At 46.0% G+C, this 25,174-nt stretch carries 20 protein-coding genes; 14 read left to right on the top strand and 6 right to left on the bottom strand.

The features are described 5' to 3' along the window. Positions 1-234: 234 nt before the first annotated feature. The gene (locus tag MU515_RS05545; protein ID WP_432816134.1) at positions 235-2,238 is read left to right on the top strand and encodes a 2,4-dienoyl-CoA reductase FMN-binding domain-containing protein; all 2,004 of its coding nucleotides are present in this window, start codon (positions 235-237) and stop codon (positions 2,236-2,238) included. 69 nt (positions 2,239-2,307) lie between these two features. On the opposite strand, the gene purU is transcribed toward MU515_RS05545, so the two are convergent. Beyond that, positions 2,308-3,141, bottom strand: a complete 834-nt coding sequence (gene purU, locus MU515_RS05540; RefSeq protein ID WP_260259381.1) for a formyltetrahydrofolate deformylase — start codon at positions 3,139-3,141, stop codon at positions 2,308-2,310. A gap of 231 nt (positions 3,142-3,372) precedes the next feature. Here purU and MU515_RS05535 point away from each other — a divergent pair, with 231 nt between their 5' ends. After that, positions 3,373-3,573, top strand: coding sequence for a hypothetical protein (locus MU515_RS05535; RefSeq protein WP_260259380.1), 201 nt, complete (start codon positions 3,373-3,375; stop codon positions 3,571-3,573). A 131-nt stretch (positions 3,574-3,704) separates the two neighbouring features. Further along, positions 3,705-4,397 carry an aspartate/glutamate racemase family protein gene (locus tag MU515_RS05530; protein ID WP_260259379.1) on the top strand — a complete coding sequence of 231 codons (693 nt, stop codon included), beginning with the start codon at positions 3,705-3,707 and terminating at the stop codon, positions 4,395-4,397. A 60-nt stretch (positions 4,398-4,457) separates the two neighbouring features. Here MU515_RS05530 and MU515_RS05525 read toward each other — a convergent pair whose 3' ends face one another. Continuing rightward, complete coding sequence (locus tag MU515_RS05525) at positions 4,458-4,706, bottom strand: DUF3297 family protein (protein ID WP_260259378.1); 249 nt, start codon at positions 4,704-4,706, stop codon at positions 4,458-4,460. A gap of 152 nt (positions 4,707-4,858) precedes the next feature. On the opposite strand from MU515_RS05525, the gene yoaA reads away from it, so the two are divergent. The 8 genes from yoaA (at position 4,859) to MU515_RS05485 (ending at position 15,328) form a co-directional block, all read left to right on the top strand. After that, positions 4,859-6,784, top strand: a complete 1,926-nt coding sequence (gene yoaA / locus MU515_RS05520) for a DNA repair helicase YoaA (RefSeq protein ID WP_260259377.1) — start codon at positions 4,859-4,861, stop codon at positions 6,782-6,784. Positions 6,785-6,792: 8 nt separating this feature from the next. Continuing rightward, positions 6,793-7,494 carry a tRNA (adenosine(37)-N6)-threonylcarbamoyltransferase complex dimerization subunit type 1 TsaB gene (tsaB, locus tag MU515_RS05515; protein ID WP_260259376.1) on the top strand — a complete coding sequence of 234 codons (702 nt, stop codon included), beginning with the start codon at positions 6,793-6,795 and terminating at the stop codon, positions 7,492-7,494. Between the two features lie 52 nt (positions 7,495-7,546). Then, on the top strand, positions 7,547-7,849 hold the full coding sequence (locus MU515_RS05510; RefSeq protein ID WP_260259375.1) for a chromosome partitioning protein ParA: 303 nt from the start codon (positions 7,547-7,549) through the stop codon (positions 7,847-7,849). Between the two features lie 49 nt (positions 7,850-7,898). Then, entirely contained in the window at positions 7,899-8,453 is a 555-nt protein-coding gene (locus tag MU515_RS05505; RefSeq protein ID WP_260259374.1) for a Slp family lipoprotein, read from the top strand. Next, a complete protein-coding gene (locus tag MU515_RS05500; protein WP_260259373.1) occupies positions 8,453-9,319 on the top strand; it encodes an alpha/beta fold hydrolase in 867 nt (288 codons plus the stop codon). The genes MU515_RS05505 and MU515_RS05500 overlap by 1 nt, the downstream gene beginning before the upstream one ends. Positions 9,320-9,460: 141 nt before the next feature. After that, positions 9,461-11,173, top strand: coding sequence for a long-chain-fatty-acid--CoA ligase FadD (gene fadD, locus MU515_RS05495; protein ID WP_260259372.1), 1,713 nt, complete (start codon positions 9,461-9,463; stop codon positions 11,171-11,173). A gap of 67 nt (positions 11,174-11,240) precedes the next feature. Further along, positions 11,241-12,359: a ribonuclease D gene (gene rnd, locus MU515_RS05490; RefSeq protein WP_260259371.1), complete on the top strand. Its 1,119-nt coding sequence runs from the start codon at positions 11,241-11,243 to the stop codon at positions 12,357-12,359. Between the two features lie 266 nt (positions 12,360-12,625). After that, on the top strand, positions 12,626-15,328 hold the full coding sequence (locus tag MU515_RS05485) for a hypothetical protein (protein WP_260259370.1): 2,703 nt from the start codon (positions 12,626-12,628) through the stop codon (positions 15,326-15,328). Positions 15,329-15,391: 63 nt separating this feature from the next. Here the strand turns inward: MU515_RS05485 and MU515_RS05480 are convergent, their stop codons facing one another. The 3 genes from MU515_RS05480 to rne all read right to left on the bottom strand — a co-directional run bounded on the left by MU515_RS05480 (position 15,392) and on the right by rne (position 22,127). Next, positions 15,392-16,975: a phospholipase D family protein gene (locus tag MU515_RS05480; protein WP_279256972.1), complete on the bottom strand. Its 1,584-nt coding sequence runs from the start codon at positions 16,973-16,975 to the stop codon at positions 15,392-15,394. A gap of 143 nt (positions 16,976-17,118) precedes the next feature. Then, positions 17,119-18,678, bottom strand: coding sequence for a SulP family inorganic anion transporter (locus MU515_RS05475; RefSeq protein WP_260259368.1), 1,560 nt, complete (start codon positions 18,676-18,678; stop codon positions 17,119-17,121). A 425-nt stretch (positions 18,679-19,103) separates the two neighbouring features. Next, positions 19,104-22,127: a ribonuclease E gene (gene rne / locus MU515_RS05470; protein WP_260259367.1), complete on the bottom strand. Its 3,024-nt coding sequence runs from the start codon at positions 22,125-22,127 to the stop codon at positions 19,104-19,106. A gap of 568 nt (positions 22,128-22,695) precedes the next feature. On the opposite strand from rne, the gene rluC reads away from it, so the two are divergent. Next, the gene (gene rluC / locus MU515_RS05465) at positions 22,696-23,643 is read left to right on the top strand and encodes a 23S rRNA pseudouridine(955/2504/2580) synthase RluC (RefSeq protein ID WP_260259366.1); all 948 of its coding nucleotides are present in this window, start codon (positions 22,696-22,698) and stop codon (positions 23,641-23,643) included. A gap of 58 nt (positions 23,644-23,701) precedes the next feature. Here rluC and MU515_RS05460 read toward each other — a convergent pair whose 3' ends face one another. Continuing rightward, a complete protein-coding gene (locus tag MU515_RS05460) occupies positions 23,702-24,283 on the bottom strand; it encodes a Maf family protein (protein ID WP_260259365.1) in 582 nt (193 codons plus the stop codon). A 160-nt stretch (positions 24,284-24,443) separates the two neighbouring features. Between MU515_RS05460 and yceD the strand changes: the two genes are divergently transcribed. Both yceD and rpmF read left to right on the top strand, forming a co-directional pair. Beyond that, positions 24,444-24,968 (top strand): 23S rRNA accumulation protein YceD, encoded by a 525-nt coding sequence (yceD, locus tag MU515_RS05455; protein WP_260259364.1) that lies wholly within the window; start codon positions 24,444-24,446, stop codon positions 24,966-24,968. A 31-nt stretch (positions 24,969-24,999) separates the two neighbouring features. Next, positions 25,000-25,170: a 50S ribosomal protein L32 gene (rpmF, locus tag MU515_RS05450; RefSeq protein ID WP_260259363.1), complete on the top strand. Its 171-nt coding sequence runs from the start codon at positions 25,000-25,002 to the stop codon at positions 25,168-25,170. The last annotated feature ends 4 nt before the right edge of the window (positions 25,171-25,174 follow it).

Raw genomic sequence — 25,174 nt, 5'->3', positions numbered from 1 at the left:
GCTGTGGGATACACAGGTTCTGACGGTGAACCTTATATCCTACTGAATCTATTGGTTTCTAGCTAGATGTTGGAAGGATTCATTTATTAATCTAGTCAAGGAACGCCTGTTCCTGCCAACTTTCTACGTCACAGAGTGCGTTATGTTTCAAAAATGTAAACGATTGTTTGATTTTTGTGTGATTACGTCTTAGTCTGGTCAGACCAGAATAACGATAATGAAGTGATGTCTGCCATGTACTCTAACTTGCTTAAACCACTGGATCTTGGTTTCACCCAATTGCGTAATCGTGTACTGATGGGGTCGATGCATACAGGACTAGAGGAAGATAAAAAAGGTTTAGACCGTTTAGCCGCATTTTACGCGGAACGAGCCAAAGGCGGGGTTGGCCTGATTGTGACAGGTGGTTTTTCGCCGAATCTACGCGGTCGACTGCATCCATTTAGTGCAGAGTTTAGTAAGCCTAAACACGCCAAAGCGCATCAAGTCGTGACCGAGGCCGTGCATCAACACGGGGGCAAGATTGCGTTGCAACTACTGCATGCTGGTCGTTATGCCATGCACCCCTTTGCTCAGAGCGCGTCGGCCATTCGAGCGCCTATCGCCCGTTTCGCACCAAGTGAAATGAGCACTCGCCAAATCAATAACACCATTGAAGCATTCGCTAACAGTGCCGAGCTCGCGCAACTAGCGGGTTATGATGGGGTTGAGGTGATGGGCTCTGAAGGTTACCTCATCAATCAATTTATCTGTCAACGCACCAACAATCGTTATGATGAGTGGGGCGGTGACTACCAAAACCGGATGCGTTTCCCATTAGAAATCGTCAAGTCTATTCGCCGAAAAGTGGGCGAGCGTTTCATTATCATTTTCCGCTTATCTATGTTGGATTTGGTTGAACAAGGCAGCACCTTTGATGAAGTGGTCTTACTGGCCCAAGAGTTAGAAAAGGCAGGCGTAACGATCATCAATACTGGCATTGGTTGGCATGAAGCACGTATTCCAACCATTGCCACTCAAGTCCCCCGCAGTGCGTTTACATGGGTTACTGAGAAGGTAAAACCTCATGTCTCTGTGCCAATTGTGACCTGTAACCGAATCAATACCCCTGAAGAAGGCGAGCGAATTATTGCTGAAGGCCAAGCGGATATGGTGTCGATGGCGCGGCCATTCTTAGCTGACCCATATTTTGTGGCTAAGGCTGAAAAGCAGCAAGCCGCGCTGATCAATACCTGTATTGGTTGTAACCAAGCGTGTCTCGATAACGTGTTTAAAGGCAAACGTGCCAGTTGCTTAGTTAACCCATACGCGTGTCGCGAAACCGAGCTGATTCCGGTTAATACCGATACGCCGAAAAGTATCGCAGTTGTGGGGGCTGGGCCTGCTGGCTTAGCCTGTGCGACGACATTAGCGCAGCGAGGTCACAATGTTGATTTGTTTGAACGCAGTGACCGAATTGGTGGCCAATTCAGGTTGGCAATGCAAATCCCCGGTAAAGAGGAATTTCGAGAAACTATTCGATACTTTGCAAATCAGATTGATGAAACTGGCGTCAAGTTGCATCTTGATACCGAAGCGAATGCAGACTTGCTCAGTGAGTACGATGAAGTGGTGATGGCTTCTGGTGTGACACCACGTAAAGTCCATATTGACGGCATTGATAACCCAGACAAGGTAGTGGATTACCAAACCTTGATTAGAGATAAGACCTATGTAGGCGATAAGGTAGCTATTGTTGGTGCGGGTGGGATTGGCGTTGACGTTGCTTCCATGCTGACTGAGCCCGAAAGCCATCAGTTAGATGATTGGTTATACGAGTGGGGGATTGATAAAGAGATTGCCCACCCGGGCGGCTTGTACCCTTACCCTGATGCGATGAGTGATAAAACCGTCTGGGTATTACAGCGTCGCAAGGGGCGTGTCGGTAAAGGGCCGGGTAAAACGACAGGGTGGATCCATAAACGTACACTAGAGAAGCGCGGTGTGAATCTACTTGGCGGCGTGAGCTACGAGAAGATTGATGAGCAAGGTTTACACATTTCAATTGATGACCAGCCGCAGCTGCTCGATGCAGACAAAGTCATTATTTGTGCTGGGCAAGAGTCAGTCAGGCCGTTTGAAAATCAATGGCCTGAGTTTGGCGACAAATTGCACGTAATAGGCGGCGCAGATTACGCCGGAGAACTTGATGCCGTCCGAGCCATCAAACAAGGGGTTGAGCTCGGCATTAAGCTATAGCGACGAGTTAACCCTGCAACAAACAAAAACGCCCTCTCGATGTGAGAGGGCGTTTTCGTTCAAAGTAGCTTATAAAATAACGGTCTTATTGCCATAAACAAACACGTGGTCATTAACCACTTTATTGAGCGCTTTACTCAGAACGTTTTTCTCAACATCGCGGCCGGCTTGAGCCATGTCTTTCGCGCTGAAGTTATGATCCACAGGAATGACATCTTGCTTGATGATTGGACCTTCATCGAGATCGTTAGTAACGAAGTGCGCCGTAGCACCAATGATCTTTACGCCTCGGTCATACGCTTGCTGATAAGGTTTAGCGCCAATGAATGCAGGTAAGAAGCTGTGGTGAATGTTGATGATTTTGTGGTGATACTTTTCAACAAAACCAGCGGTCAGAACGCGCATGTACTTGGCCAATACTAAGTAGTCCGCTTGGTATTCATCAATCACTTTTAGCATTGCTTGCTCATGCTCTTCACGCGATAAACCTTCATGGCTGACATGGTGATAAGGAATATCAAACTTTTCCGTCAAGTTTTGTAGGGTATCGTAGTTACCCACCACGGCGGCAATTTCAATATCTAGACTGCCATCATAGTTCTTCATCAGAATATCGCCTAAACAGTGGGCTTCTTTGGTCACCAAAATCACGACGCGCTTACGGCTAGAGTCGACAAGTTTACGTTTTGCTCCGCTCGGAAGCGCCTGATCTAAATCTGCAAGAAGGGTTTGATCATTGAAATACCCCTCCAGTTCGGTGCGCATAAAAAAGTGCCCACTCGAGTTATCTACAAATTCATTGTTATGAATAATATTCAGCTGATGCTTATAACAAATGTTTGTGATTTTGGAGATGAGTCCAGGTGCGTCGCTACAGTGTGTAAGCAGTGTTTTCTTTTCCATTTCGTACGTACTTCCGTGAATTATTTTTTTCGTATGGTGAATTTTTTCAGCGCTTCTGAAGGGTGAGCTAACCCGCAAAACTTCCCTAACAATTAAACTAATATCAAGTTGAATTCAACAGAAAATCTACTTAAATAGGAGTAGGTTATCTCGACGAAGTTAGTCTTTTGCGATTATTTCCGTTGCACGGTTGAAGATTCTTTCTCATTTGAGCGTCTTAAGGTGGTATGTATGGATAAAGAGCTATTAGCACGTAAATTATATTCTGAGCGCGTAAGTGCTTTACTAGGCGACTGTGAAATAGACGAAGCTATCCTAACCGAAATGTGGGACAACAAAGCTTCGCCAAGTGATGCCGCTAAAGCCATCATCGATAGCCATAGTGATTTTGATGGCCCAGCGTGGTTATCGCGATATCTACAACGACGCTAAACCTTAACCAAACCAGATTCCGACGCGGCTCATTTGAGCCGCGTTTTTATTTGCCTAAAAGTCTTATTGAGATTACCGCCGACGGTTGCTAGTGTGGAGCATCGCTTAAATAGTTAGCAAGGAAATTTAAAATGAAAACAATCGGAATGCTAGGCGGGATGAGCTGGGAATCAACCGCAAGTTACTATAAAGCGATCAACCAAGGTGTGAAGCGTGAGCTCGGTGGTTTGCACTCAGCGAAAATCTGTCTCTATAGTGTCGATTTTGATGAAATAGAAAAACTGCAACACCAAGGTAAGTGGGATGAAACCGCAGTCATTTTGTCTAATGCGGCAAAAGCAGTAGAGGCGGGCGGCGCTGATTTTTTGATGATTTGCACCAATACCATGCACAAGGTTGCTAATGATATTCAGGCAAACATTTCCATTCCTATTTTGCATATCGCCGATGCTACGGCGCAAAAATTGGTTTTAGATGGCATCAGTAAAGTGGGCTTACTTGGTACGCGATTTACTATGGAGCAAGACTTCTACAAAAGCCGATTAACTGATCATTTTGCTATTGAGGTTGTTGTGCCGAATGAAGAAGACCGAACCACGGTGCACGACATTATCTATAACGAATTATGTTTGGGTGATATTCGCGATGAGTCGAGAGAGCGTTATGTTGAGATTGTCGCACGCTTGGCGGAGCAAGGAGCCCAAGCGGTTATTCTCGGCTGTACTGAAATTGCTTTGTTGATTCAGCAACACCATTCGCATGTACCACTGTATGACACAACAGAAATCCATGCCGAACAAGCAGTGAAGCAAGCCATAGCTTAAGGGTTTGAAGGGAAGAAAATGCATAGAGCAATACGCTCTATGCATCTAAAACAGTGGTGATTATTTGTAGAACGCTTCTACTTCACCTTTTAGCTTAATTAGCATTGGGTTGCCGAAACGGTCTTTCGCTTTAGGAGAAGCGATTTTTACCCAACCTTCACTGATGCAGTATTCTTCAACGTCAGTACGCTCTTTGCCATTTAGGCGAATACCGATGTGGTGCTCGAAGCACTCAGCAACGTAGTGTGGGCTGCGTGGGTTACCAGCAAGGTGATCCGGTAGTGCTGGTTTTGCGTTGTTATCGCTCATGTTTGTATCCAGAATATAGGGAATAAGGCCGCTATTTTAGGGGCTGACAGCCCTTCTCTCAATAGTTTTATCCCATCTTGCTTGATTAGAACAAATACTGTTTTAACTGTCGTTCAGGTATACTTTGGTTTTTTGTTACCCGCAGCAGTGGCATGATCTCAAAAACCTTTTCTCAAGATGGCGCATTAGGCAAAGCCATACCCGGATTCCAACCGCGTCAGGCTCAGCTTGATATGGCCGAGGCTGTTCGCAAAGCGATTAAATCGGAAGGCCAACTGGTGATTGAAGCGGGAACAGGTACAGGCAAAACCTTCGCTTATTTAGTGCCAGCATTGCTTAGCGGTAAGAAAATCATCATCAGCACCGGTTCTAAGAACCTGCAAGAGCAGCTCTTCCACCGAGATCTTCCGTTAATGACCAGCGCACTCGGCTTTTATGGCCAAGTGGCACTGTTAAAAGGGCGGGCTAACTATCTGTGTTTGGATAGGCTTAGCCGTCAAATGATTGAAAGCCATAGTCACCAAGCGGATCCCACTTTACTTAGTCAATTAGTGAAAGTACGCAGTTGGTCGTCGGAAACCAAAACAGGTGATTTAGGTGATTGCGATGCCATTGCTGAAGACAGCCCTGTTATCCCTACCATTACCTCAACCAATGACAATTGTTTGGGAAAAGATTGCCCCAGTTACGGTGATTGCTTTGTTTTAAAAGCGCGTAAGAAAGCGCTCGATGCCGATGTAGTGGTGGTCAACCATCACCTGTTTTTAGCCGATTTAGCCATTAAAGAGACTGGCTTTGGGGAGCTGATTCCTGAAGCGGATGTGTTTATCTTCGATGAAGCCCATCAGCTGCCAGATATCGCCAGCCAATACTTTGGTCAATCGGTATCAAGTCGCCAAGTTCAAGAGTTAGCCAAAGATATCGAGATCGGCTATGGAACTGAAGCCAAAGATATGCGCCAACTGCAAAAGGTGGCGGAGAAGCTGGTTCAGTGCGCAATGGACTTACGTATCACATTGGGAGAGCCGGGCTTTCGTGGCAACTGGCGTGAAGCCTTGCAATCACCGTCAATTGCTCGTGAGATGGAGCGACTGATCGAAGCGCTCGATTTCTCAATTGAGGTGCTTAAGATCGCCCTTGGCCGCAGCCAATTACTTGATACGGCCTTTGAAAGGGCGAACTTGATTAAAGGCCGAATTGAGCGTGTGTGCGATGTTTCTATTACCGGTTATTCCTATTGGTTTGATACCTCGCCGCGCCATTTTAGTTTGCATATTACGCCGCTATCGGTGGCGGATAAGTTCCACGAACAAATAGAGCTAAAGCAGGGCGCGTGGGTGTTTACCTCCGCCACTCTTGCGGTGAATGACGATTTTGGCCACTTCACCTCTCGCTTGGGCTTGAAGCCGCAACAGCAGATGTCTTTGCCCAGCCCGTTTGATTACCAAAGCCAAGCGCGTTTGTGTGTCCCACGTTATTTACCCGAACCAAACAGTGCAGGCTTAGCCGATAAACTGGTGCGTATGTTGGCACCGGTGATTGAGAAAAACCAAGGGCGATGTTTCTTTTTATGTACATCGCACAGCATGATGCGAGAGCTGGGTGAGCGCTTTAGAGACGTGCTTACAGTGCCTGTGTTGATGCAAGGTGAAACCAGCAAGCAGAAAACGTTGGCCGAGTTTATGGAGCTTGGTAACGCCTTGCTGGTGGCAACAGGTGCTTTTTGGGAAGGCATTGATGTTAGAGGTGACACCCTGAGCTGTGTTATTATCGATAAATTACCGTTTACCGCCCCAGACGATCCGCTGCTAAAAGCGCGAATTGAAGATTGTCGTTTAAAAGGTGGTGACCCATTTGCTCAAGTGCAATTACCGGATGCGGTGATTACCCTTAAGCAGGGAGTGGGACGATTAATTCGCGATAAGAAAGACAAAGGTGCGTTGATAATCTGTGATAACCGTTTGGTGACACGAGATTACGGTGGCGTGTTTCTAGCGAGTTTACCGCCAATTCCGCGTACGCGAGATTTGGCGAAAGTTGACCATTTCCTTCAACAGATACAAACAGATACAAATTAGAGATTTTGATGAGCGCAAAGATCCTTGCCTTAGATACCGCAACAGAAAACTGCTCTGTTGCTTTATTGGTTGATGACAAAGTTTACGCACGTAGCGAAGTAGCGCCGCGTGACCACACCAAAAAAGTACTGCCTATGGTGGATGAAGTACTGAAAGAAGCAGGCCTAACTTTAGCTGATCTAGATGCATTAGCATTTGGTCGCGGGCCGGGCAGCTTTACTGGTGTTCGTATCGGTATTGGTATTGCTCAAGGCCTTGCCTTTGGTGCAGAGCTTCCTATGATTGGCGTATCAACCCTTGAAGCAATGGCTCAAGGTTCTTACCGAGTTCATGGTGTAACCGATGTGGCATGTGCGATTGATGCGCGTATGAGTGAAGTGTACTGGGGACGTTACTCTCGCCAAGAAAATGGTGAGTGGGCAGCGGTTGACGCCGAGTGCGTAATTGCACCAGCAAACTTGGTTGAACAACTGACAGCCGATGAGCAAACGTGGACAACTGCGGGTACAGGCTGGGCAGCCTATCAAGACGAACTAGCGGGTCTAACCATTAGCCGTAATGCAGGTGATGTGCAGTTCCCTGATGCGCAAGATATCGTGCAAGTGGCTAAGTTTGCGTGGCAAAAGGGTGAGACGGTCTCTGCAGAAGAAGCGAGCCCTGTTTACTTGCGTGACACCGTGGCGTGGAAAAAACTGCCAGGCCGTGAATAACACGCGCTAGGCGAGCTTTCCCGTTAAGGCAACGAGTTAATAAGCGAATAGTATGGTTTCAGTTAACGGATTACCTCCTTCGGTCCCTGGCCCAAATCGAGCCAATAAGACCAACAAGAAGAATCAGGTAAAGAAATCTGAGGACAAGTCACCCGTAGGCCAACCTTCGAAAGTGGCCAATGCGGTAGCGCATACTATTCGCCATGTTAATGAGTCCGATATTCATAAAGCGCAGATTCAATATGATCTTCCTGAAGGCCGCAGCCGTAAAGCGATGGAAGAGTACATGCGAGTCATGAACCAAGCCAAAAGAGAGGAACTAATTAACATGTTAGGGGTCGATATTTATATATAACTCTTCTTATCTCTCTGCTTTTAATATTCGCTTTTTTGAGAATGCCATTATGAATACACGTATTGTCCGGTTCGCCACTGTTTTTATCTCATCTATTTTCCTCATCGCCTGTTCTTCATTACCAGAAGACCTTAAATCGGATAATCCTAATATCGTGACCGACTACGCGGCTTGGCAGCAGAGCGCCAATAGTAGTGATGAAGTTCGTGTGGGTGGTGTGATTGCCAAAGTCACCAATTTGGAAAACCGTACTCGCATTGAGGTCGTCAACTTGCCGATCAGTAGCTCGGGCAAGCCGGATATTAAACAAGAGCCGAAAGGCCGTTTTGTCGGTTATGTGGATGGCTTTGCTGACCCAGTAACCTTAAGTGAAGGCCGCCTAATTACGCTATTAGGTAAAGCCGATGGTACTGAGAAGAATAAAGTCGGCGAGTTTGATTATGATTTTCCTGTCATGGCGATAAGCAACTACCATCTATGGCGTATTGAGGAGCGCGTGATTGTGCATGATACGCCTACTCATCTTTACCCATGTCGTGGTCTGTACTGTCGTGACATCAATTATGGCAATCGCTCAGGACGAGTGATCCAAGAAGTGAAGTAATGATCAAATCAAACCAATACGCTTGCGGTCAGTTATCTCTCGCAGCATTGGAAATAGGACATCCTAAAACGGCCGATATCTCGGTCGTTTTTTTGCATGGTTGGTTAGATAATGCCGCCAGCTTTGAAACAGTAATGACTGAGCTTCATCAGTGCCATCCTCTGCTCCATCTTTGCGCAATCGATTTACCTGGCCATGGCCTATCTGAGCATAAAGGTGATGGCCACTTCTATCCATTTCACGACTATATCGACGATGTTTACCAGCTGTTGACTACTTTATCGCCAAACAAGTTAGTGCTAGTAGGACATTCGCTTGGTGCTTTGATTGCAAGTTGCTATAGTGCCGCCTTTCCTGAAAAAGTGGCAGGATTAATGCAGATTGAAGGGGATGGCCCCTTAGCGGAATCTGCAGTAAACAGTGTGGAAAGATTGCGTGAAGGTGTCAAAAGCCGACAACGTATTCGACGCAAGCCAGAAAGAGCCATGGCAACGATAGAAGAAGCTATCGAAAGGCGTGCTGCGGTTAATCATCTCGCTCCAGAGTTGATTGCTCCTGTGGTAAAACGTGGCCTTGTTCGTGGCGAGCAAGGTTGGCTATGGCGTCATGATAAACGGTTACAAGCCGACTCCTTGTATCGCATGCCGTTTGAAAGTGCTGAACAGTTTCGCCAACACATTGTTTGCCCGCAACTCATCCTATTGGGTGAGCAAGGTTTTGCTGCCTTAAAGCAGGCGAAACCTGTTGCCAAAGGCGATGTTGAAATACACACCATTGCTGGTGGTCACCACTGTCACTTACAACAGCCAAAGGCCGTCGCAGAACGGATTTTTGGCTTGGTTAACAAAATTGAAACAAGTGTTTGAGTGTTTCGTGCTCAAGCTCTTAGCCTGTGTTGTAATAGCATGATTAAAGACCAGTTTGACTGGATTAGGGCAGCCGAATAAGCGTTCAAACGCTGAGCGTTGCCCGTGTTGCAACACCCATCATATTCGAGGAGTAGTACCGTGGATAAACCTTGGTTATCACGTTATCCAGATGAAGTGCCTGAGCACATCAACCCAGACCAATACCCATCTTTGGTTGAGATGTTTGAGCAATCAGTACAAAAGTTTGCTGATCAACCAGCGTTTATGAATATGGGCTCGGTCATGACCTTCCGTAAATTGGAAGAGCGTAGCCGTGCTTTTGCCGCATATCTACAAAATGATCTTAAGCTGCAAAAGGGCGACCGTGTAGCACTTATGATGCCTAACTTACTGCAATACCCAGTAGCACTGTTTGGTGTACTACGTGCTGGCCTTATTGCGGTAAATGTAAACCCACTTTACACCCCGCGTGAGCTCGAGCATCAGCTAAATGACTCTGGCGCTAAGGCGATTGTGATTGTCTCTAACTTTGCCAACACTCTTGAGCAAATCGTTGATAATACGCCAGTGAAACACGTGGTGTTGACCAGTCTTGGTCAAATGCTGCCACGCGCAAAAGGTACGATTGTTGATTTCGTAGTGAAGTACGTAAAAGGCATGGTACCTAAGTACGACCTGCCGGGCGCAATTTCAATGCGTAAAGCGTTACGTAAAGGCCGTCGTTTGCAATACGTTAAGCCATTTATGTCTGGTGATGATATTGCATTCCTGCAATACACAGGTGGTACGACAGGCGTGGCTAAGGGCGCAATCCTTACGCACCGCAATATGATTGCAAACGTAATGCAGGCAAAAGGTGCGTACGGCCCAGTATTATCTGAAGGTCGAGAGTTAGTCGTTACTGCGCTGCCTCTTTACCACGTATTCGCATTGACGGTTAACTGCCTACTGTTTATCGAAATGGGCGGTCGAAACCTACTCATCACTAACCCACGTGATATTCCGGGCTTTATTAAAGAGCTACAGAAATACCCATTCACAGCGGTAACCGGTGTAAATACACTGTTTAATGCGCTAGTGAACAATGAAGATTTCCACGAACTTGATTTTAGCAATATGAAGCTATCTGTTGGTGGCGGTATGGCGGTACAGCGCGGTGTTGCTGAGCAGTGGAAGAAAGTGACGGGTATCCACCTTCTTGAAGGCTATGGCTTAACGGAATGTTCACCGTTGGTGACAGGTAACCCTTACGATCTTATCGACTACACAGGTGCGATTGGTCTTCCTGTACCATCGACAGAAGTGCGTATTGTCGATGAAGAAGGTAACCCACTACCGAATACCGAAGTCGGCGAGCTGCAAGTCCGTGGTCCGCAGGTCATGCAAGGTTACTGGCAGCGTCCGGAAGCGACCAAAGAAGTGCTGACGGAAGAGGGTTGGTTATCCACTGGCGATATCGTTAAGTTTGACGATGAAGGTCTGATTCATATCGTTGACCGTAAGAAAGACATGATTCTGGTTTCTGGTTTCAACGTATACCCGAATGAAATCGAAGATGTGGTGTCTACCCACGGTAAGGTGCTAGAAGTTGCCGCGATTGGTCAACCGCATGAAGTCTCAGGTGAATTAGTGAAAATCTACGTAGTAAAACGTGATCCTAGCTTGACCAAAGAAGAAGTGATTGCTCATTGTCGTCAGCACCTGACAGGCTACAAGATTCCTAAGATTGTTGAGTTTAAAGACGACTTGCCAAAAACTAACGTTGGTAAGATTCTTCGCCGCGTATTGCGTGAAGAGAACGACGCTAATATTGCTAAGGCCGCACAAGGCACTCAAGCTAAGGCTGAATAGCCCTATAAACTCTGTTAGAATGCCGACCGTCAAGTCGGCATTTTTATTTGCTCACAGCGAGAATTCAGTGAATTATCAAATCATCACCGAGGTAGCTCAACTCGAAGCTGCCTGTCATCAAGCAAGAAGCGTGGACGCTGTTATGCTTGATACCGAATTTGTGCGTACCCGCACTTTCTACCCTCAGCTCGGTCTTATCCAGCTTTTTGATGGGCAAACACTGTCGTTGATCGACCCATTAGAAATTGAAGACATGTCGTCATTTGTCGACTTGTTGCAAGATAAGCAGGTGCGTAAAGTTCTGCACGCTTGTGGTGAAGATTTAGAAGTATTCCACAACAGCTTTGGTTGCTTGCCAGAGCCAATGGTCGATACACAAATCATGGCGGCATTTCTAGGTAATGGCCTATCAACCGGCTTTGCTACTCTAGTGGAAGCAAACTTAGGTATTGCGCTTGATAAGAGTGAATCACGCACCGACTGGTTAGCGCGTCCACTTTCTCAAAAGCAGCTTGATTACGCTGCTGCTGACGTTTACTACCTAAAGCCTCTGTTTGAAAAACTATTGAGCGAAGTTGAGCAAGCAGGTTGGTGGCAAGCCGCGCAATCTGAATGTGAGTTGATTGCCTCTAAGCGCATTAAAAAAGTGGATGTCGAGAACGCCTACTTGGATATCAAAGGTGCATGGCAGCTAAAACCGCGTGAATTAGCGATTTTAAGACCACTTGCTACTTGGCGTTACAAAGAAGCGGTACGCCGTGATTTGGCGCTTAACTTCATCTTCAAAGAGAATGATTTGCTGACGATTGCTCGTAATGGCATTCAAAACCGTCATCAAATGGAGCAAGAGGGCATTGACCCGCGCGCTCTACATCGCCACAGTGCGAGAATCATCTCAATCGTAAAACTGGCTAAGCATACGCCAGTTGAAGAGTACCCCGCGCCTATCGAGCGTTTAATGGATAAGCCGGGTTACAAGCAGCTGTTTAAAGTACTCAAAGATGAGGTGAAGAAAGCGGCTCAAACCAGTGGGCTGGCCACCGAGTTCTTAGCCTCTAAAAAACAGCTTAACCAATTACTAAGCTGGGTTTGGAAACACAACCGAAACAGCGATAAGTTGCCAGATGTAATGCAAGGCTGGCGCTTAGAATTGTTCGGTGCCAGTTTAGATAAAAAAGTTGGATAAACTGGCTAAGAAAATAAGCCAGCAAATATGAATAACAAGGCTGAGGTTGAATGACCTCAGCCTTTTTGTTTTGGGCGAAAACGTTTACTTTTTTGTGTGTGGTCTGGCAGTGTGCGCTGTCCCATACATTTCACCTTCCCGTTAGACATTGTAAGTGCAATAGATATACTGCCGATCTTTTCAATTGGCTTTTCTATCAGTAAGTTAGATGTATTTGCGTTAATGAATCTGCGCGCGAAATGTCTATCGTCTGAAGCAGGTTTTACATGGCAGAATTCGATAAATCCATTCAAATCACCGTTAACTCTCAAGACTCAGAAAGTATCGTTCAAGCGTTAACTGAGTATCGTCAGCGTTTGGCCGATGGTAGCGCTTTTAGATTGCACATGGGCACTTTATTTAATATTGAGTTTGTCGATCAAACCGGTAAACCACTGAGCCTTGATGATGCGGGTGACAAGCGTGACTTAGTTGCTCACGTGCTCAACACCTATCGAAGTGATGAGAAAAGCACTTATATCAGCGAGCCAGTTCTGTTTGCTTGTGCGCTAAATTTCCCTCAATTGGAACAAGAATTACAGCTTACCGCTCAAGCTATGGTGGATTTTGCCCGAAGCCGAAACGACCAAAGTGATTTGATGCTGAGTGATATGAATATCTTCGGCATTGAAGCGCTATTTATCATGGCCAAAGTGAATCCTGCTCATAGCTTTTATTTGAGTAGTTTTGTTATTCCTTATTGGAACACCGAGTCTTGGTCAGTGCCTTTTCAAATGTTCATGGCTTTAGTTGAAGAGTTTGGTTGGAGCCGAGATCTGATTAAGGCTTATATTTGGTCAGATGGCGCTCATATCCGTCGTCATTTCTATATGGATCGTGATGGATACCAACAACAACCTGATCTACTCGACCATCTCAATCAAAATCCAGATGATTACGCTTGGTTTAAACAGCAGTTAATCGAGCGCTTAGGCCAACAGCCTATGATTTCTGTTCCGGTGCAAAGTTCAGAACATCCGACATTAAGCTTCTACTACAGCTTAGGTGCTTGGGACGTCCCAGCGCCATATTATGAAGATGAGCAATATCAAGACCAAGTTAAGCAGCAGACCATTTTAGGTTCGCGTGTCGACGAAGAAGCATTCAATTTACTTGCAGAAGTAAAGGCTCAATACCCAGGAGTGAGCTTAACTAAAGTGGCGCCAGCGTGGCAGCTCGAAGACAGATATGCCCAGTGGGAACATACTCGTATCGTTGATGACCCGTTTGAGGATGAAGACTCTGAACCTGAAGAAGTATGGTCTGAGGCAGAGTGGAAATCTTGCTTTTATCCCTTAAACCCCAATTTGCCGCTTGTGAATATTAGCGAGTTCGAAAGCATCGACCATAAGTTAATGGGGCTTGATGATGAGATGCTTGAGTATTTACCTACTCACATCGGTGGTTGTGCGTATGCTGCGTGGCGGCTCAATGATCATATAGAGTCTGAACCTGAAGAACATGAGTTGTTAGCGTGGTTAGAGCAACATTTATTGACAGCTTTGACAGACAAATACAAGCGTTATACAAGTTTACAAGCTGAGGAATTAGCGGATGTACAAACTTGGCTTTCTCAAGTCGATTGCGGCTTTAACGACCGAGAAATGATTTCCTTGCTGGCTGAATCTTGTTACAGGGATTGTGGCCGTTCAGGTGATATGGTTAGTCCAAATCAACCAGCCTATGCTTTGCTTGGGAGCAAGGATGGTTATCAAAGAGCGATTTTAGCGCTGTTTTGGTTAATGGAAGTCTTCGCTCGCGGAAATCTGAAATCTGATTTAGAAGTGCTGGTTAAGCGCCACTGGACTTTATGGGTGACGCTCGCTCCTCAACGTGTCATTAACCGCATTTTCCATTTTAGGTCGGACTATCCATTGTACGGTCTTACCGAGAGTCAGCAACTCGAAGAACATATCGTACAATGTTTAGCATCAACGGGTGTGGCGCAATCGGATATTGATGTTTACTTGCTAATGACCTATCAATCTGCATCTAGTTATCGCCCTGTATCAGCGCGTTTTTGGCAGAGCTACTGTGAGCGGGTCAATGGCTTCGCGTATGCAGAGGCGGATGACACCAGCATGATTGGTCGCCATCAATGGGCTGAGCGTGAGAAGTTGCTCAAATCGTTGGAACGTTGTTACCCAGAACAAGTTGCTCTGTTCTTTATGCATGCACGATTGGTGAATCCAGAGGTGGAATTACCTATTGAAGAGTGGTTTAACTCAGTATTGCTCAAGGATCTCAGCGATGAGCTTGAACCGGAGAAAGCAGCAGAGATCACCAACAAAATTTTGAGCTACTTGGATACAGGGCAAGATTTAGAGTCTCTAACGCCTAAAGCATTAGGCGTGCCTAAACTACAAGGCTGGGACCCTTACGCGAGATATCGAGGTCAAGTCGCGCCATCTGAACTAATTTGGCTGCTACCGGAACAAAAAGCGAAGCGTTTGGCCGTATTCTTTAGTCAGTTAGGTAAGCGAGGCTTACATTGGATGATGTGTAACTTCGTTGAACAAGCCCATGCAATTCATTGCATTCAAACAAGAGGGCTAAACCTTACTGAGCGTTGGACAGACGAACACATCGGCCATAACACCATTAATCAACCTAGTTATAGTACTGCACTGACCCGTGCGCGAGAGGAATGGGCGTTAAACTGGCTAGATGATGCGGGTGTGAATGAGTTTATGCTGCTGTACTTTGCTGCGCACGAGGCGCGCGAACCTGCAGAGTTTGTGCAGCGATTAGCAAAAGAAGGTCGAATACCAGATCTCAAAGCTTGGCTAACAGCCGCAGAGCGCCTGAAGCTAGTTGAGTTGCTCGAGCAAGGCGATGTTGATTCATATCGCGATGGGTTGCAAGTGTTCCTGAATGACAGCTCTATTGAAGTAAGAAAAGCAGCCCAGAAGCTGCTAGGCAGTGAGTAAAACCTCTTAGCCTGTATACAAAAACTAAAGGTCGCGATTAGCGACCTTTTTGTTTCTACGGTGTTAGAGCTGATCTTCGATAGGTAAAATGCCTGCCCCCCAAGCGCCAAGCCGCAGCCATAAGCTGGCGTCAGGCTCGCGAGTGTAGTCTTGTTGAGTAATATCGTTATGCCAGATGATGTCATTGTTTTGGTCGAGCGATAAACGGTAGGTATTTTGCGCTAAGTTGCTCTCTAAGTTAGCTAAGGCATGCTGAACAAATTTGGGTGCGTCGACCAGTACACCCATCTCAGTATTCAAAAATGCCGATCTTGGGTCGAAGTTAAATGAGCCGGCAAAGATCTGTTCGTCATCAAGGATGAATGTTTTCGCGTGTAAACTGGTTCGCGAGCTGCCAAGCCATGAGTAGCGCTTTTTGACGCTAGGGTCGGCTTTGACTTCATACAGCTTTATGCCTGCGCTGAGAAGCTGAGTTCGGTATTTTGCGTACCAACCGTGCACAGCAAATACATCATTAGAGGCTAACGAGTTGGTGATAATGGTGATATCAATGCCCGACTGTGCAGCCTTGACCAATATGTCGGTACCCGCTTGGGTCGGGACAAAGTAGGGAGAAACCAGCAAGAAAGAGGACTCAGCGCGGCGTAAGATACCGTCGAGAGCATGCAGCATTAAATCATTATCGCTTGGTTGGTATACCTTGCTCGGTTGATCGTAATGCACTTCAGCTTTACCCCAGTAAAAGTGAAGCTGCTCGCTTTTTAATGCTTTAACGAGAGGCAGTTCGTCAAAGGTTGCCGCGTAATCTGATCCATCAAAGTGGTGGTTTAGTACGCGTTTCCACTCTTCTATATCTGTATTATCTGGTTGGCTTTGCTGCTCAAATAGCAAGGTGCTTGGTACTGCAGGTGCGCTGTTCCAGTAGAGGTCGAACTGCTTGCCGATTTCGGCAACTGATTGGCCCATTAGTAGTAAGTCAAAATCACCGAAGTCTACTTCATGGTTGGCGGCAAAATATTCGTTGCCGATGTTGCGCCCGCCAGCGATGGCAAATGCACCATCCGCAATAATGGACTTATTATGCATGCGTCGGTTCATTCGTTTGAAGTCGTTAATAAAATCGAGCGCACGAAGACCTCGATTAGCAAAAGGGTTAAATAAACGCAGTTCAATGTTTGGGTGAGCCGCGAGAGAGGCCATATCGCTGTCGCTGCGGGCTTGCATGTCATCAAGCAACACGCGAACTCTTACGCCACGTTCAGCGGCTAAATAGAGCGAATAGGTCAGCAAAGAGCTGGTGCTGTCGTCGCGATAAATATAATACTGCAGGTCGATAGAGTGTTGTGCGTTATCAATCAAAGCCAGCCGAGCGTAAAGAGCTTCTTGGCCATTGGCGAGCGGATAGAATCCGCTATCAGTTTGCGGAGAGTGGCCTTGCGCGTAATCATTGGCAAGTTTGCCTAACAGCGTAGTTGAGTCGAGAGGTTGCGAATGAGAGCTAGGTTTATCTATTGCTTCTAACGGTGTCACAGGCATTAACCAAGCGCTAATGAATAATACCACAAGCAACAAGCCAGCAGCCTGAATCAATCGCTTAAGGCCTACGCGCCATGGTGAGTGCGCTTTTTCAGTCCGTGAGTCTTGCATCCTAGCCATATCCTTTTGTTTTTCTTGTTGAGATTTAAGCACATAGCGAATGGAAGGGCTAGAAGGATTTTATAGAACAGTATTATCTTGCGACAAAAGAAAAGGGCTTCCTTAGTGGAAGCCCTTTTACATACAAAATTCAATTAACCAGCAAGTACGTCCGTCGCTACTTTGTAGCTTGGATCTTCTTTCACGTTAATTTCAACTAAGCTGCCTGCTTTATGAAGTAGAGCACGACAATCTTGGCTTAGGTGACGCAGGTGCAGCGTTTTACCTACTGCTGCATAACGTTCTGCTAGAGTTTCAATCGCTTCAATTGCAGAGTGGTCAGTCACGCGTGAATCAGCGAAGTCGACAATCACATCTTTCGGATCGTTTTGTGCGTTGAATAACTCTAGGAAGTTAGCCGCGCTACCAAAGAAGATAGGACCATGAACGTGATATACCTTAGAGCCATCTTCGTTGATCTTGCTTGAAGCGTAGATGTGCTTCGCGTGTTGCCAAGCAAACATAAGTGCAGAAACGATCACACCCACCGCAACCGCTACCGCAAGGTCAGTCAATACAGTAACAACAGTTACGAGTACAATAACGAAGAAATCTTGTTTTGGTACACGGCGAGCAAGTTTGAATGTTGCCCATTCGAATGTACCAATTACCACCATGAACATTACACCAACAAGTGCAGCAAGTGGGATCATCTCAATCAGAGAAGAAGCAAACAGGATAAAGCAAAGTAGCATTACTGCTGCAACGATACCTGACAGACGACCACGGCCACCAGAGTTTACGTTGATCATTGATTGACCAATCATCGCACAGCCGCCCATCGCGCCAAATACTGAACATGTTACGTTCGCAAGGCCCTGACCAACACATTCACGGTTAGATTGACCACGAGTGTTTGTCATCTCATCCAGTACAGTCAATGTCAGTAGAGACTCAATAAGACCGATAGCCGCAAGGATAATTGCGTAAGGTAGGATGATTTGCAGTGTTTCTAACGTAAATGGTACAGCAGGAATAGAGAATGTTGGCAGTGTACCAGCCAGTGTTGCTGCTTCGTCACCAGACATAGTACGTAGGAAGTCTACTACTGTGCGAGTTTCAAGGTCTAAACCTACAACCAGAGCGGTTACCGTTACAATCGCCACCAAAGAAGAGGGTACTGCGGTCGTTAGCTTTGGTAGGAAGTGGATGATCGCCATAGTCAGCGCCACAAGGCCAAGCATCAACATCATTTGATCGCTAGGTAGCCAAGTGAGTGCACCACTTAGATCTGGTGCTTTAAATTGACCAAGCTGAGCAAGGAAAATCACAATCGCTAAACCGTTCACGAAACCAATCATAACTGGGTGTGGAACCATGCGAATGAATTTACCTAGCTTGAAGATACCCGCAGCAATCTGCAGCACACCGGCTAATAAGATAGCGGCAAAGAGGTATTGCACACCATGAGTAGCCACAAGGCTAACCATTACAACCGCCATTGCGCCAGTTGCGCCAGAGATCATACCTGGGCGACCACCAAAGATAGAAGTGATTAGGCCGACAATGAATGCTGCGTAAAGACCAACCATAGGGTCAACGCCAGCAACAAATGCGAATGCAACGGCTTCAGGTACCAATGCTAACGCAACGGTTAGACCTGATAACACATCGTTTTTTACAGAGTGCTTAGAAAATTGTGGGAATTCAAACATGTTTGCTCAGTTAGGCTAAGTGTTTACAACTATTCTGAATTTGGCTTTTGTCGGCACTGAAGCAAAAATGAGATGTAACACCAAGTTCATCAGTTATCTATTCATTCTAGCTGGTTAAAACAACTTATAACGGCGTTAAAGATCTTGTAGGTAGAATAACTAGCTAGCGGCAATCTTTGCTTTGTTCTAAGTGATTTTTCCTGCGCAAATTTATGAACATCTAATTAATGTATTTGGTTCAAAAGAGCAGAGTGACTAAAGTCAGTAATTCAGATCGAATCGGCGCATGCTACCGAAAAGTGTGATTAAGTTCAAGAATGAACCAGAAGTTAACCAATATTAATCCCGTATGAACAGGTGAGAGAAATACAAAAAGGCCGCTATTTCTAGCGGCCTTTTACTCACTGATGAGGTGTTAGCTTGACTTAGTAACCCTGCGGTTTCGTCATGCCTGAGCCAGCTTGGCTTGTTGCCACTTGGCTACCTGCACCTTTACCTACGTAACGTTCGCTACGAATAGGTGCTGCATTAACTGTGATCTCTTTTAGCTCTTGTGGGCCAGGGGCTTTCGCCATTGGTGCACTCGCTTGAGATTTAATCGTTGCCGCTGGCTTGGCTTTAGCCACTACTGGCTTCTCTTCAACCGCAGTTTCAACTTCTGCTGCCGGTTGTTCAGCTACTGGAGTTTCAACAGCTGGTGCTACTGGCGTCTCTACTACCGGAGCTTCTGCAGCTACTGTTTCAACCATTGGTGCGTCAACTACTGGAGTTTCAACAACTGGCTCAACGACTTTAACTTCAGCTTCAACTACCGGTGCAACTTGAGGTTGGCTTACCACTGGCTCTTCGCGACGGATAATGACTTTACCCATTGCCATTTCAGGGCAAGCAAAGCCGCCTAGCGTTGCAACTGTTGCTACTTCTGCAGCTTTGTTGTCATTGCGCTTAGGTTTTTGCACAGGTTTTGGTAGATCGTAACGCGGCATTACTTTACCCATTGCCATCTCTGGAGAGGCTACACCACCTTTGCGTAGGCGGAATGGGTTAGGGCGACGATCACGACCACGGCGACGACGTTGACCACTTGCACGCAGGTGACGAGGTGAGCGACGATTACGACGTTGTTTGCCGTTCTCTTGAGCACCATTGTCTTGCGTGTTTTGAGCTTGGTTTTGCTCGTTAGTTACGGCTTCTTCAACTTGTGCTTGTGGTTTTTCTTCCACTTGCTCAGCTTTGTCTGCTTTTGCTTGTTGGTCTTTAACGCGAACTTGCTTCGAAAGCTTACGACGTTGGCGACGTTCTTTTACTTTTGCTGTTTTTTCTTCAGCGCGAGTATCGGTTTGTTCGCCTTGTGCATCAGCAGCCAGTTTCAAGCCTTCTTCTTCAACCTTACTTGCTTTTACGTCATCACGTTTGTTGCGACGGTCTTGCTTAGGTTTACGGTTCTGCTTGCGCTCAGTTTGCTTGTTGTCACCCGCTTCATCACGTTGATTCTTGCGTTTGTTATCACGCTTATCATCACGGTTGTTGTCGCGGTTATCACGGCTATCTTCGCGGTTACCGTTACGATCGTTGCGGTTGCCATCGCGGTTGTTGCGACGGTTGCGGTCGTTGCGGTTATTGCGACGATTACGATTGTTGTTACGGTTAGACTTCTCGCGTGGCTGCTTCTCTTCTGGTTTTTCTTCAGTTTTCTCTTCAGATTTACCAAATAGGAAGCTACCAAGAGCTTTGAAGAAGCGGCTAACAATGCCATCTTGCTCTTGTTTCTCTGCTGGTTTTTCAGCTTTCGCTTTCGGCGCTGGTTGCGCTTTCTTAACCGGTGCAGGAGCTGATTGAGCAGGAGAAGCAAAGCCTTTTAGTGCTGGCTCTTCAATCTTCTTAACTTTAACTTCAGCTTCAGGTGCTTCTTTGCTTTCTGCTTCTTTCATTGCTTCCAGTTTCTTAGGAAGTAGGTATGAAAGCAGGTCAAATTCTTCACCTTCACGAACGCGAATTACGTCGAAGTGCGGAGTTTCCATTTCAGAGTTAGGAACAACCGTAATCTTCACTTCTTGGTTACGTTCGATGTGGTTTACTGAGCGACGTTTTTCGTTCAGTAGGTACGAAGCGATTGGCACAGGCACAACAGCTAATACTTGTGCTGTATTGTCTTTAAGTGCTTCTTCTTCGATTAGACGCAGTACAGAAAGCGCGAGTGATTCGTTATCACGAACAACACCAGTACCAGTACAGCGTGGACAAATGTGGTGGCTTGCTTCAGCCAGAGATGGGCTTAGGCGCTGACGCGACATCTCTAATAAGCCAAAGCGAGAAATACGGCCGATCTGAACACGAGCACGGTCCATACGAACCGCATCACGTAGACGGTTTTCTACTTCACGTTGGTGACGCACTGGCGTCATATCGATGAAGTCGATAACCACTAGACCACCTAAGTCACGTAGACGCAATTGACGTGCAATTTCATCTGCCGCTTCTAGGTTGGTGTTGAGTGCTGTTTCTTCGATATCGCCGCCTTTGGTTGCGCGAGCTGAGTTGATATCGATAGACGTAAGTGCTTCAGTTGGATCGATAACGATTGAACCACCAGATGGCAGGCGCACTTCGCGTTGGAAAGCAGATTCGATCTGGCTTTCGATTTGGTAGTGGCTGAATAGTGGAACGTCGCCGTCGTATTTCTTAACACGGTTTTCGAAATCTGGGCGTACCAAACGGATATGCTCAAGAGCACGGTCGTAAATCGTGTTGCTGTCGATCAGAATCTCACCAATGTCGCGGCGCAAGTAGTCGCGGATTGCGCGAACAATTACGTTACTTTCTTGGTGGATTAGGAAAGGCGCTGGGTTTGCATCAGATGCTTGCTTGATTGCACCCCAGTGGTTTAGCAATACGTTTAAGTCCCACTCAAGTTCTTCTGCGCTTTTGCCTACACCAGCTGTACGAACAATAAGACCCATACCTTGCGGTAGTTCTAGGGTGCTTAGTGCTGCTTTTAGTTGTGTACGCTCGTCACCTTCGATACGGCGAGAGATACCGCCAGCACGAGGGTTATTAGGCATAAGAACTAGGTAGCTACCCGCAAGAGAAATGAAAGTAGTTAGAGCTGCGCCCTTGCTACCACGTTCTTCTTTCTCTACTTGTACGATTACTTCTTGGCCTTCAGTCAGCACTTCTTTAATGCTTGGACGGCCTTGGTAGGTGTAACCTTCAGGGAAGTATTCGCGGGCAATTTCTTTAAGAGGGAGGAAACCGTGTCGTTCTGCACCATAGTCAACGAAAGCCGCTTCTAGGCTTGGTTCTATGCGAGTGATACGTCCTTTGTAGATGTTTGCTTTTTTAGATTCGTGGCCTGGGCTTTCGATATCAAGATCGAATAGGCGTTGGCCGTCTACTAAAGCAACGCGCAACTCTTCTTTTTGAGTTGCGTTGATTAGCATTCTTTTCATTTAAAAATCTCGTTGTCATTCTTTTGTTTTGTCGCTTGTTGCCTTGTTTTCGCATTCACGGTGCCTGATCCCATGGTTTAATCGGTGCAGCCTCCCGGCTGGAGGGATGCTCGTGGGCACTCCAGTTCTCACAAGTCGATTTCTGCTTGTGAGCCGCAATGTCGGCGGATATTTACTCAACATGAAGGGCGATGAGTAGGGCAACAAGTGTGTTGAGAGTGGGAAAGGTCTTACGCCGTGTGCTGCGCTTCCTATCAATCAACGGTCTACTCATTAATTTTTGCTCTTAAATGATTCGCTTAGTACAAAACTCATTCAAATCATCCATTGCAGGTGTGAACTATAGCAGTACCCAGTTCAGTCAGCAATCTGCTTTATAATAAAACGCTAAATAATCCAAAACTATTTTTAGCAAGTGATTGTTTTTAAAGGCAGTGAGAAAAGTTAACATGATATTTATAATTGGCTTGGCTGTTTTTTGTTCGTAGTTCAACTGAAATTAAGTAAACTCCCGATTAATTGCGAAGAAAATGTGAATTTGCGCAGAGTAGAGTGATAGAATATCGCCATGAGTGAAATTAGAACGAAAGTCCAGTTTGTCGATATTGATGCAGACATGGCTGGCCAGCGTATTGATAACTTCTTACGCAACCAATTGAAAAGTATCCCAAAGAGCATGGTTTATCGTATCTTGCGTAAGGGAGAGGTTCGGGTAAACAAAAAACGCATCAAAGCGGAATATAAACTTCAAGCGGGCGACGTTGTGCGTATTCCACCTGTCACGCTGGAAGAAAAACCAGAAGAAACTGCGCCAAGTACTAAGTTAAACAAGGTGGCAGAGCTAGAACACATGATCATCCACGAAGATGAGCATATGTTGATTCTGAACAAGCCTTCGGGGACGGCGGTACATGGTGGCAGCGGCCTTAAGTTTGGTGCAATAGAAGCGTTACGCGCTTTGCGACCGGAAGCTCGTTTCTTAGAGTTAGTGCATCGTATTGACCGTGACACTTCAGGCATTTTGCTTGTGGCTAAGAAGCGCTCGGCATTGCGTCATTTGCAAGCGCAGTTCCGTGAGAAGACAGTCAAAAAATTCTATTTCGCACTAGTGATGGGCGAGTGGAAGAACAGCTGTAAAAAAGTTAACGCGCCGCTACTTAAAAACGAAGTAAACAGCATTGTGCGTGTTAATCCAAATGGTAAGCCATCGGAAACTCGCTATAAGATCCTTGAGAAGTTTAAGGATGCAACTTTGGTTCAAGCCAGTCCGATTACTGGGCGCACTCACCAAATCCGCGTCCATTGTCAGTACACAGGCCATCCTATTGCATGGGATGACCGTTATGGTGATCGCCGCTTTGATGCTTATACCGGCAAAGTAGGGTTAGACCGCTTGTTCTTGCATGCGGCGAATATTAAGTTCCAACACCCTTCAAATGATGAGTGGATGGAAATTAACGCGCCGATGGAGCCTAGACTGGAAAAAGCGCTCGCAGGCTTGCGTAAGCAGTCTTGATTGCTTAATCGCAGATTAAGAGAAAGGGAGCAATGGCTCCCTTTTGTGATCTTTGCGGCTAAAGAACGTCAATGCCTTGTTTAGCAAGCATGTCGATTAAATCTATCAAGGGCAGACCAACTAAGGTGTTTGGGTCTTTTCCTTCTAAACGATCAAATAGGGCAATACCCAATCCTTCACTTTTAAAGCTCCCCGCGCAATAAAAAGGCTGCTCTTTATCGACGTAGCTTTCGATCTGCGATTGGCTAAGCTCTCTGAAATGAACGATAAAGGTATCCACTGTGACGTCGGTTTGCTGGGTCTCAGTGTTATATAGCGCTAGACCGGTATAAAAAGTAATGGCGTGACCACTTTGGCGGCTAAGCTGTTCAATGGCTTTCTCTCTGGTGTGCGGTTTACCGATGATTTCGCCATCAATGACACACACTTGGTCACTGCCTATCACCACGCTTGGTTTATCTACTAAGCAAGACTGCGCTTTACCTATGGCTAGTCGTTTAACCAAATCGATTGGCGTCTCACTGGAAAGGGCGGTTTCGTCAAAGTTAGGTGAAGCAGTCTCAAACGAGATTGCTAGTTTATTGAGCAGCTGTTTTCGATATGGTGATGTAGAGGCTAAAACTAGTTGGTAATTTGGCATTTTTATTTACAATCTGATCTTGAATAGTGATTGGGATAATTTCGCTTGTAAGTGGATATCTTAGCACTAGAAGTATTAAGTATGTGAGAAGCAAAAAAAGTACAACTTTTTGCCCTTTTCCTTTGACTCTAAACAATTTGGAAGATAGAATTCGCGCCCTATGCAAAAGGTAAAAATACCGCGAACGGTTGATCCGGCACGAGCTGCTCAAAAGCGACTTGATTATGATGGTATCATTCAGGTCAGTCTTTTTAAGCGCTTATTGGAATCGGTCGAAGGCGTTCAACGCGACGCTCAAGTGTCATTGTCATTTGAGTTAGATGAACAGCGACTCGTTGTTATCTCTGGTAAAGCTAACATCGAAGTTGATTTAGAGTGTCAACGCTGTAATGAGGTTTTCGCACATGAGTGCGAAGTTCAATTCACTTATACTCCTTACTATAGTGAGAAAAGTGAAGAGGACGCACCGGAAGAGTACGATTTGGTAGATCTGAACGAGTACGGTGAAGTCGACCTAATACAGTTAGTTGAAGACGAGTTCATTCTAAACTTGCCTCAAATAGCGATGCATGATGAAGCGGACTGTAGCGTTGATTCAGATAATATGGTGTTTGGTGAGATTCCAGAAGAAATTGTGGAAGAAAAACCGAATCCATTCGATGTTTTAAAAAGCTTGAAGAAGTAATTCTTTAAGTATTTACATAGGAGTAGGGTCCATGGCCGTACAGAAAAACCGTAAAACACGTTCTAAGCGTGGTATGCGTCGTTCACACGATGCCCTAACTACAGCTGCACTATCTGTTGATGCGACTTCAGGTGAAACTCACCTACGTCACAACATGACAGCTGAAGGTTACTACCGCGGCAAGAAGGTTATCAACAAGTAAGGTT

The sequence above is a fragment of the Vibrio intestinalis genome (assembly GCF_025195085.2).
GTDB lineage: Bacteria > Pseudomonadota > Gammaproteobacteria > Enterobacterales > Vibrionaceae > Vibrio > Vibrio intestinalis.
The sequence above is the reverse complement of the archived record's forward strand: the minus strand, read 5'-3'. Positions and strand labels throughout refer to the sequence as shown.

Bases quoted from the DNA above. Each gene is read 5' to 3' on its own strand.
- rluC (WP_260259366.1), top strand. From the start codon at position 22,696: ATGAGTGAAATTAGAACGAAAGTCCAGTTTGTCGATATTGATGCAGAC.
- MU515_RS05530 (WP_260259379.1), top strand. From the start codon at position 3,705: ATGAAAACAATCGGAATGCTAGGCGGGATGAGCTGGGAATCAACCGCA.
- MU515_RS05510 (WP_260259375.1), top strand. From the start codon at position 7,547: ATGGTTTCAGTTAACGGATTACCTCCTTCGGTCCCTGGCCCAAATCGA.
- MU515_RS05460 (WP_260259365.1), bottom strand. From the start codon at position 24,283: ATGCCAAATTACCAACTAGTTTTAGCCTCTACATCACCATATCGAAAA.
- MU515_RS05505 (WP_260259374.1), top strand. From the start codon at position 7,899: ATGAATACACGTATTGTCCGGTTCGCCACTGTTTTTATCTCATCTATT.
- MU515_RS05545 (WP_432816134.1), top strand. From the start codon at position 235: ATGTACTCTAACTTGCTTAAACCACTGGATCTTGGTTTCACCCAATTG.
- rpmF (WP_260259363.1), top strand. From the start codon at position 25,000: ATGGCCGTACAGAAAAACCGTAAAACACGTTCTAAGCGTGGTATGCGT.
- rne (WP_260259367.1), bottom strand. From the start codon at position 22,127: ATGAAAAGAATGCTAATCAACGCAACTCAAAAAGAAGAGTTGCGCGTT.
- MU515_RS05475 (WP_260259368.1), bottom strand. From the start codon at position 18,678: ATGTTTGAATTCCCACAATTTTCTAAGCACTCTGTAAAAAACGATGTG.
- purU (WP_260259381.1), bottom strand. From the start codon at position 3,141: ATGGAAAAGAAAACACTGCTTACACACTGTAGCGACGCACCTGGACTC.
- MU515_RS05525 (WP_260259378.1), bottom strand. From the start codon at position 4,706: ATGAGCGATAACAACGCAAAACCAGCACTACCGGATCACCTTGCTGGT.
- yoaA (WP_260259377.1), top strand. From the start codon at position 4,859: ATGATCTCAAAAACCTTTTCTCAAGATGGCGCATTAGGCAAAGCCATA.
- MU515_RS05485 (WP_260259370.1), top strand. From the start codon at position 12,626: ATGGCAGAATTCGATAAATCCATTCAAATCACCGTTAACTCTCAAGAC.
- tsaB (WP_260259376.1), top strand. From the start codon at position 6,793: ATGAGCGCAAAGATCCTTGCCTTAGATACCGCAACAGAAAACTGCTCT.
- yceD (WP_260259364.1), top strand. From the start codon at position 24,444: ATGCAAAAGGTAAAAATACCGCGAACGGTTGATCCGGCACGAGCTGCT.
- MU515_RS05500 (WP_260259373.1), top strand. From the start codon at position 8,453: ATGATCAAATCAAACCAATACGCTTGCGGTCAGTTATCTCTCGCAGCA.
- MU515_RS05480 (WP_279256972.1), bottom strand. From the start codon at position 16,975: ATGCAAGACTCACGGACTGAAAAAGCGCACTCACCATGGCGCGTAGGC.
- MU515_RS05535 (WP_260259380.1), top strand. From the start codon at position 3,373: ATGGATAAAGAGCTATTAGCACGTAAATTATATTCTGAGCGCGTAAGT.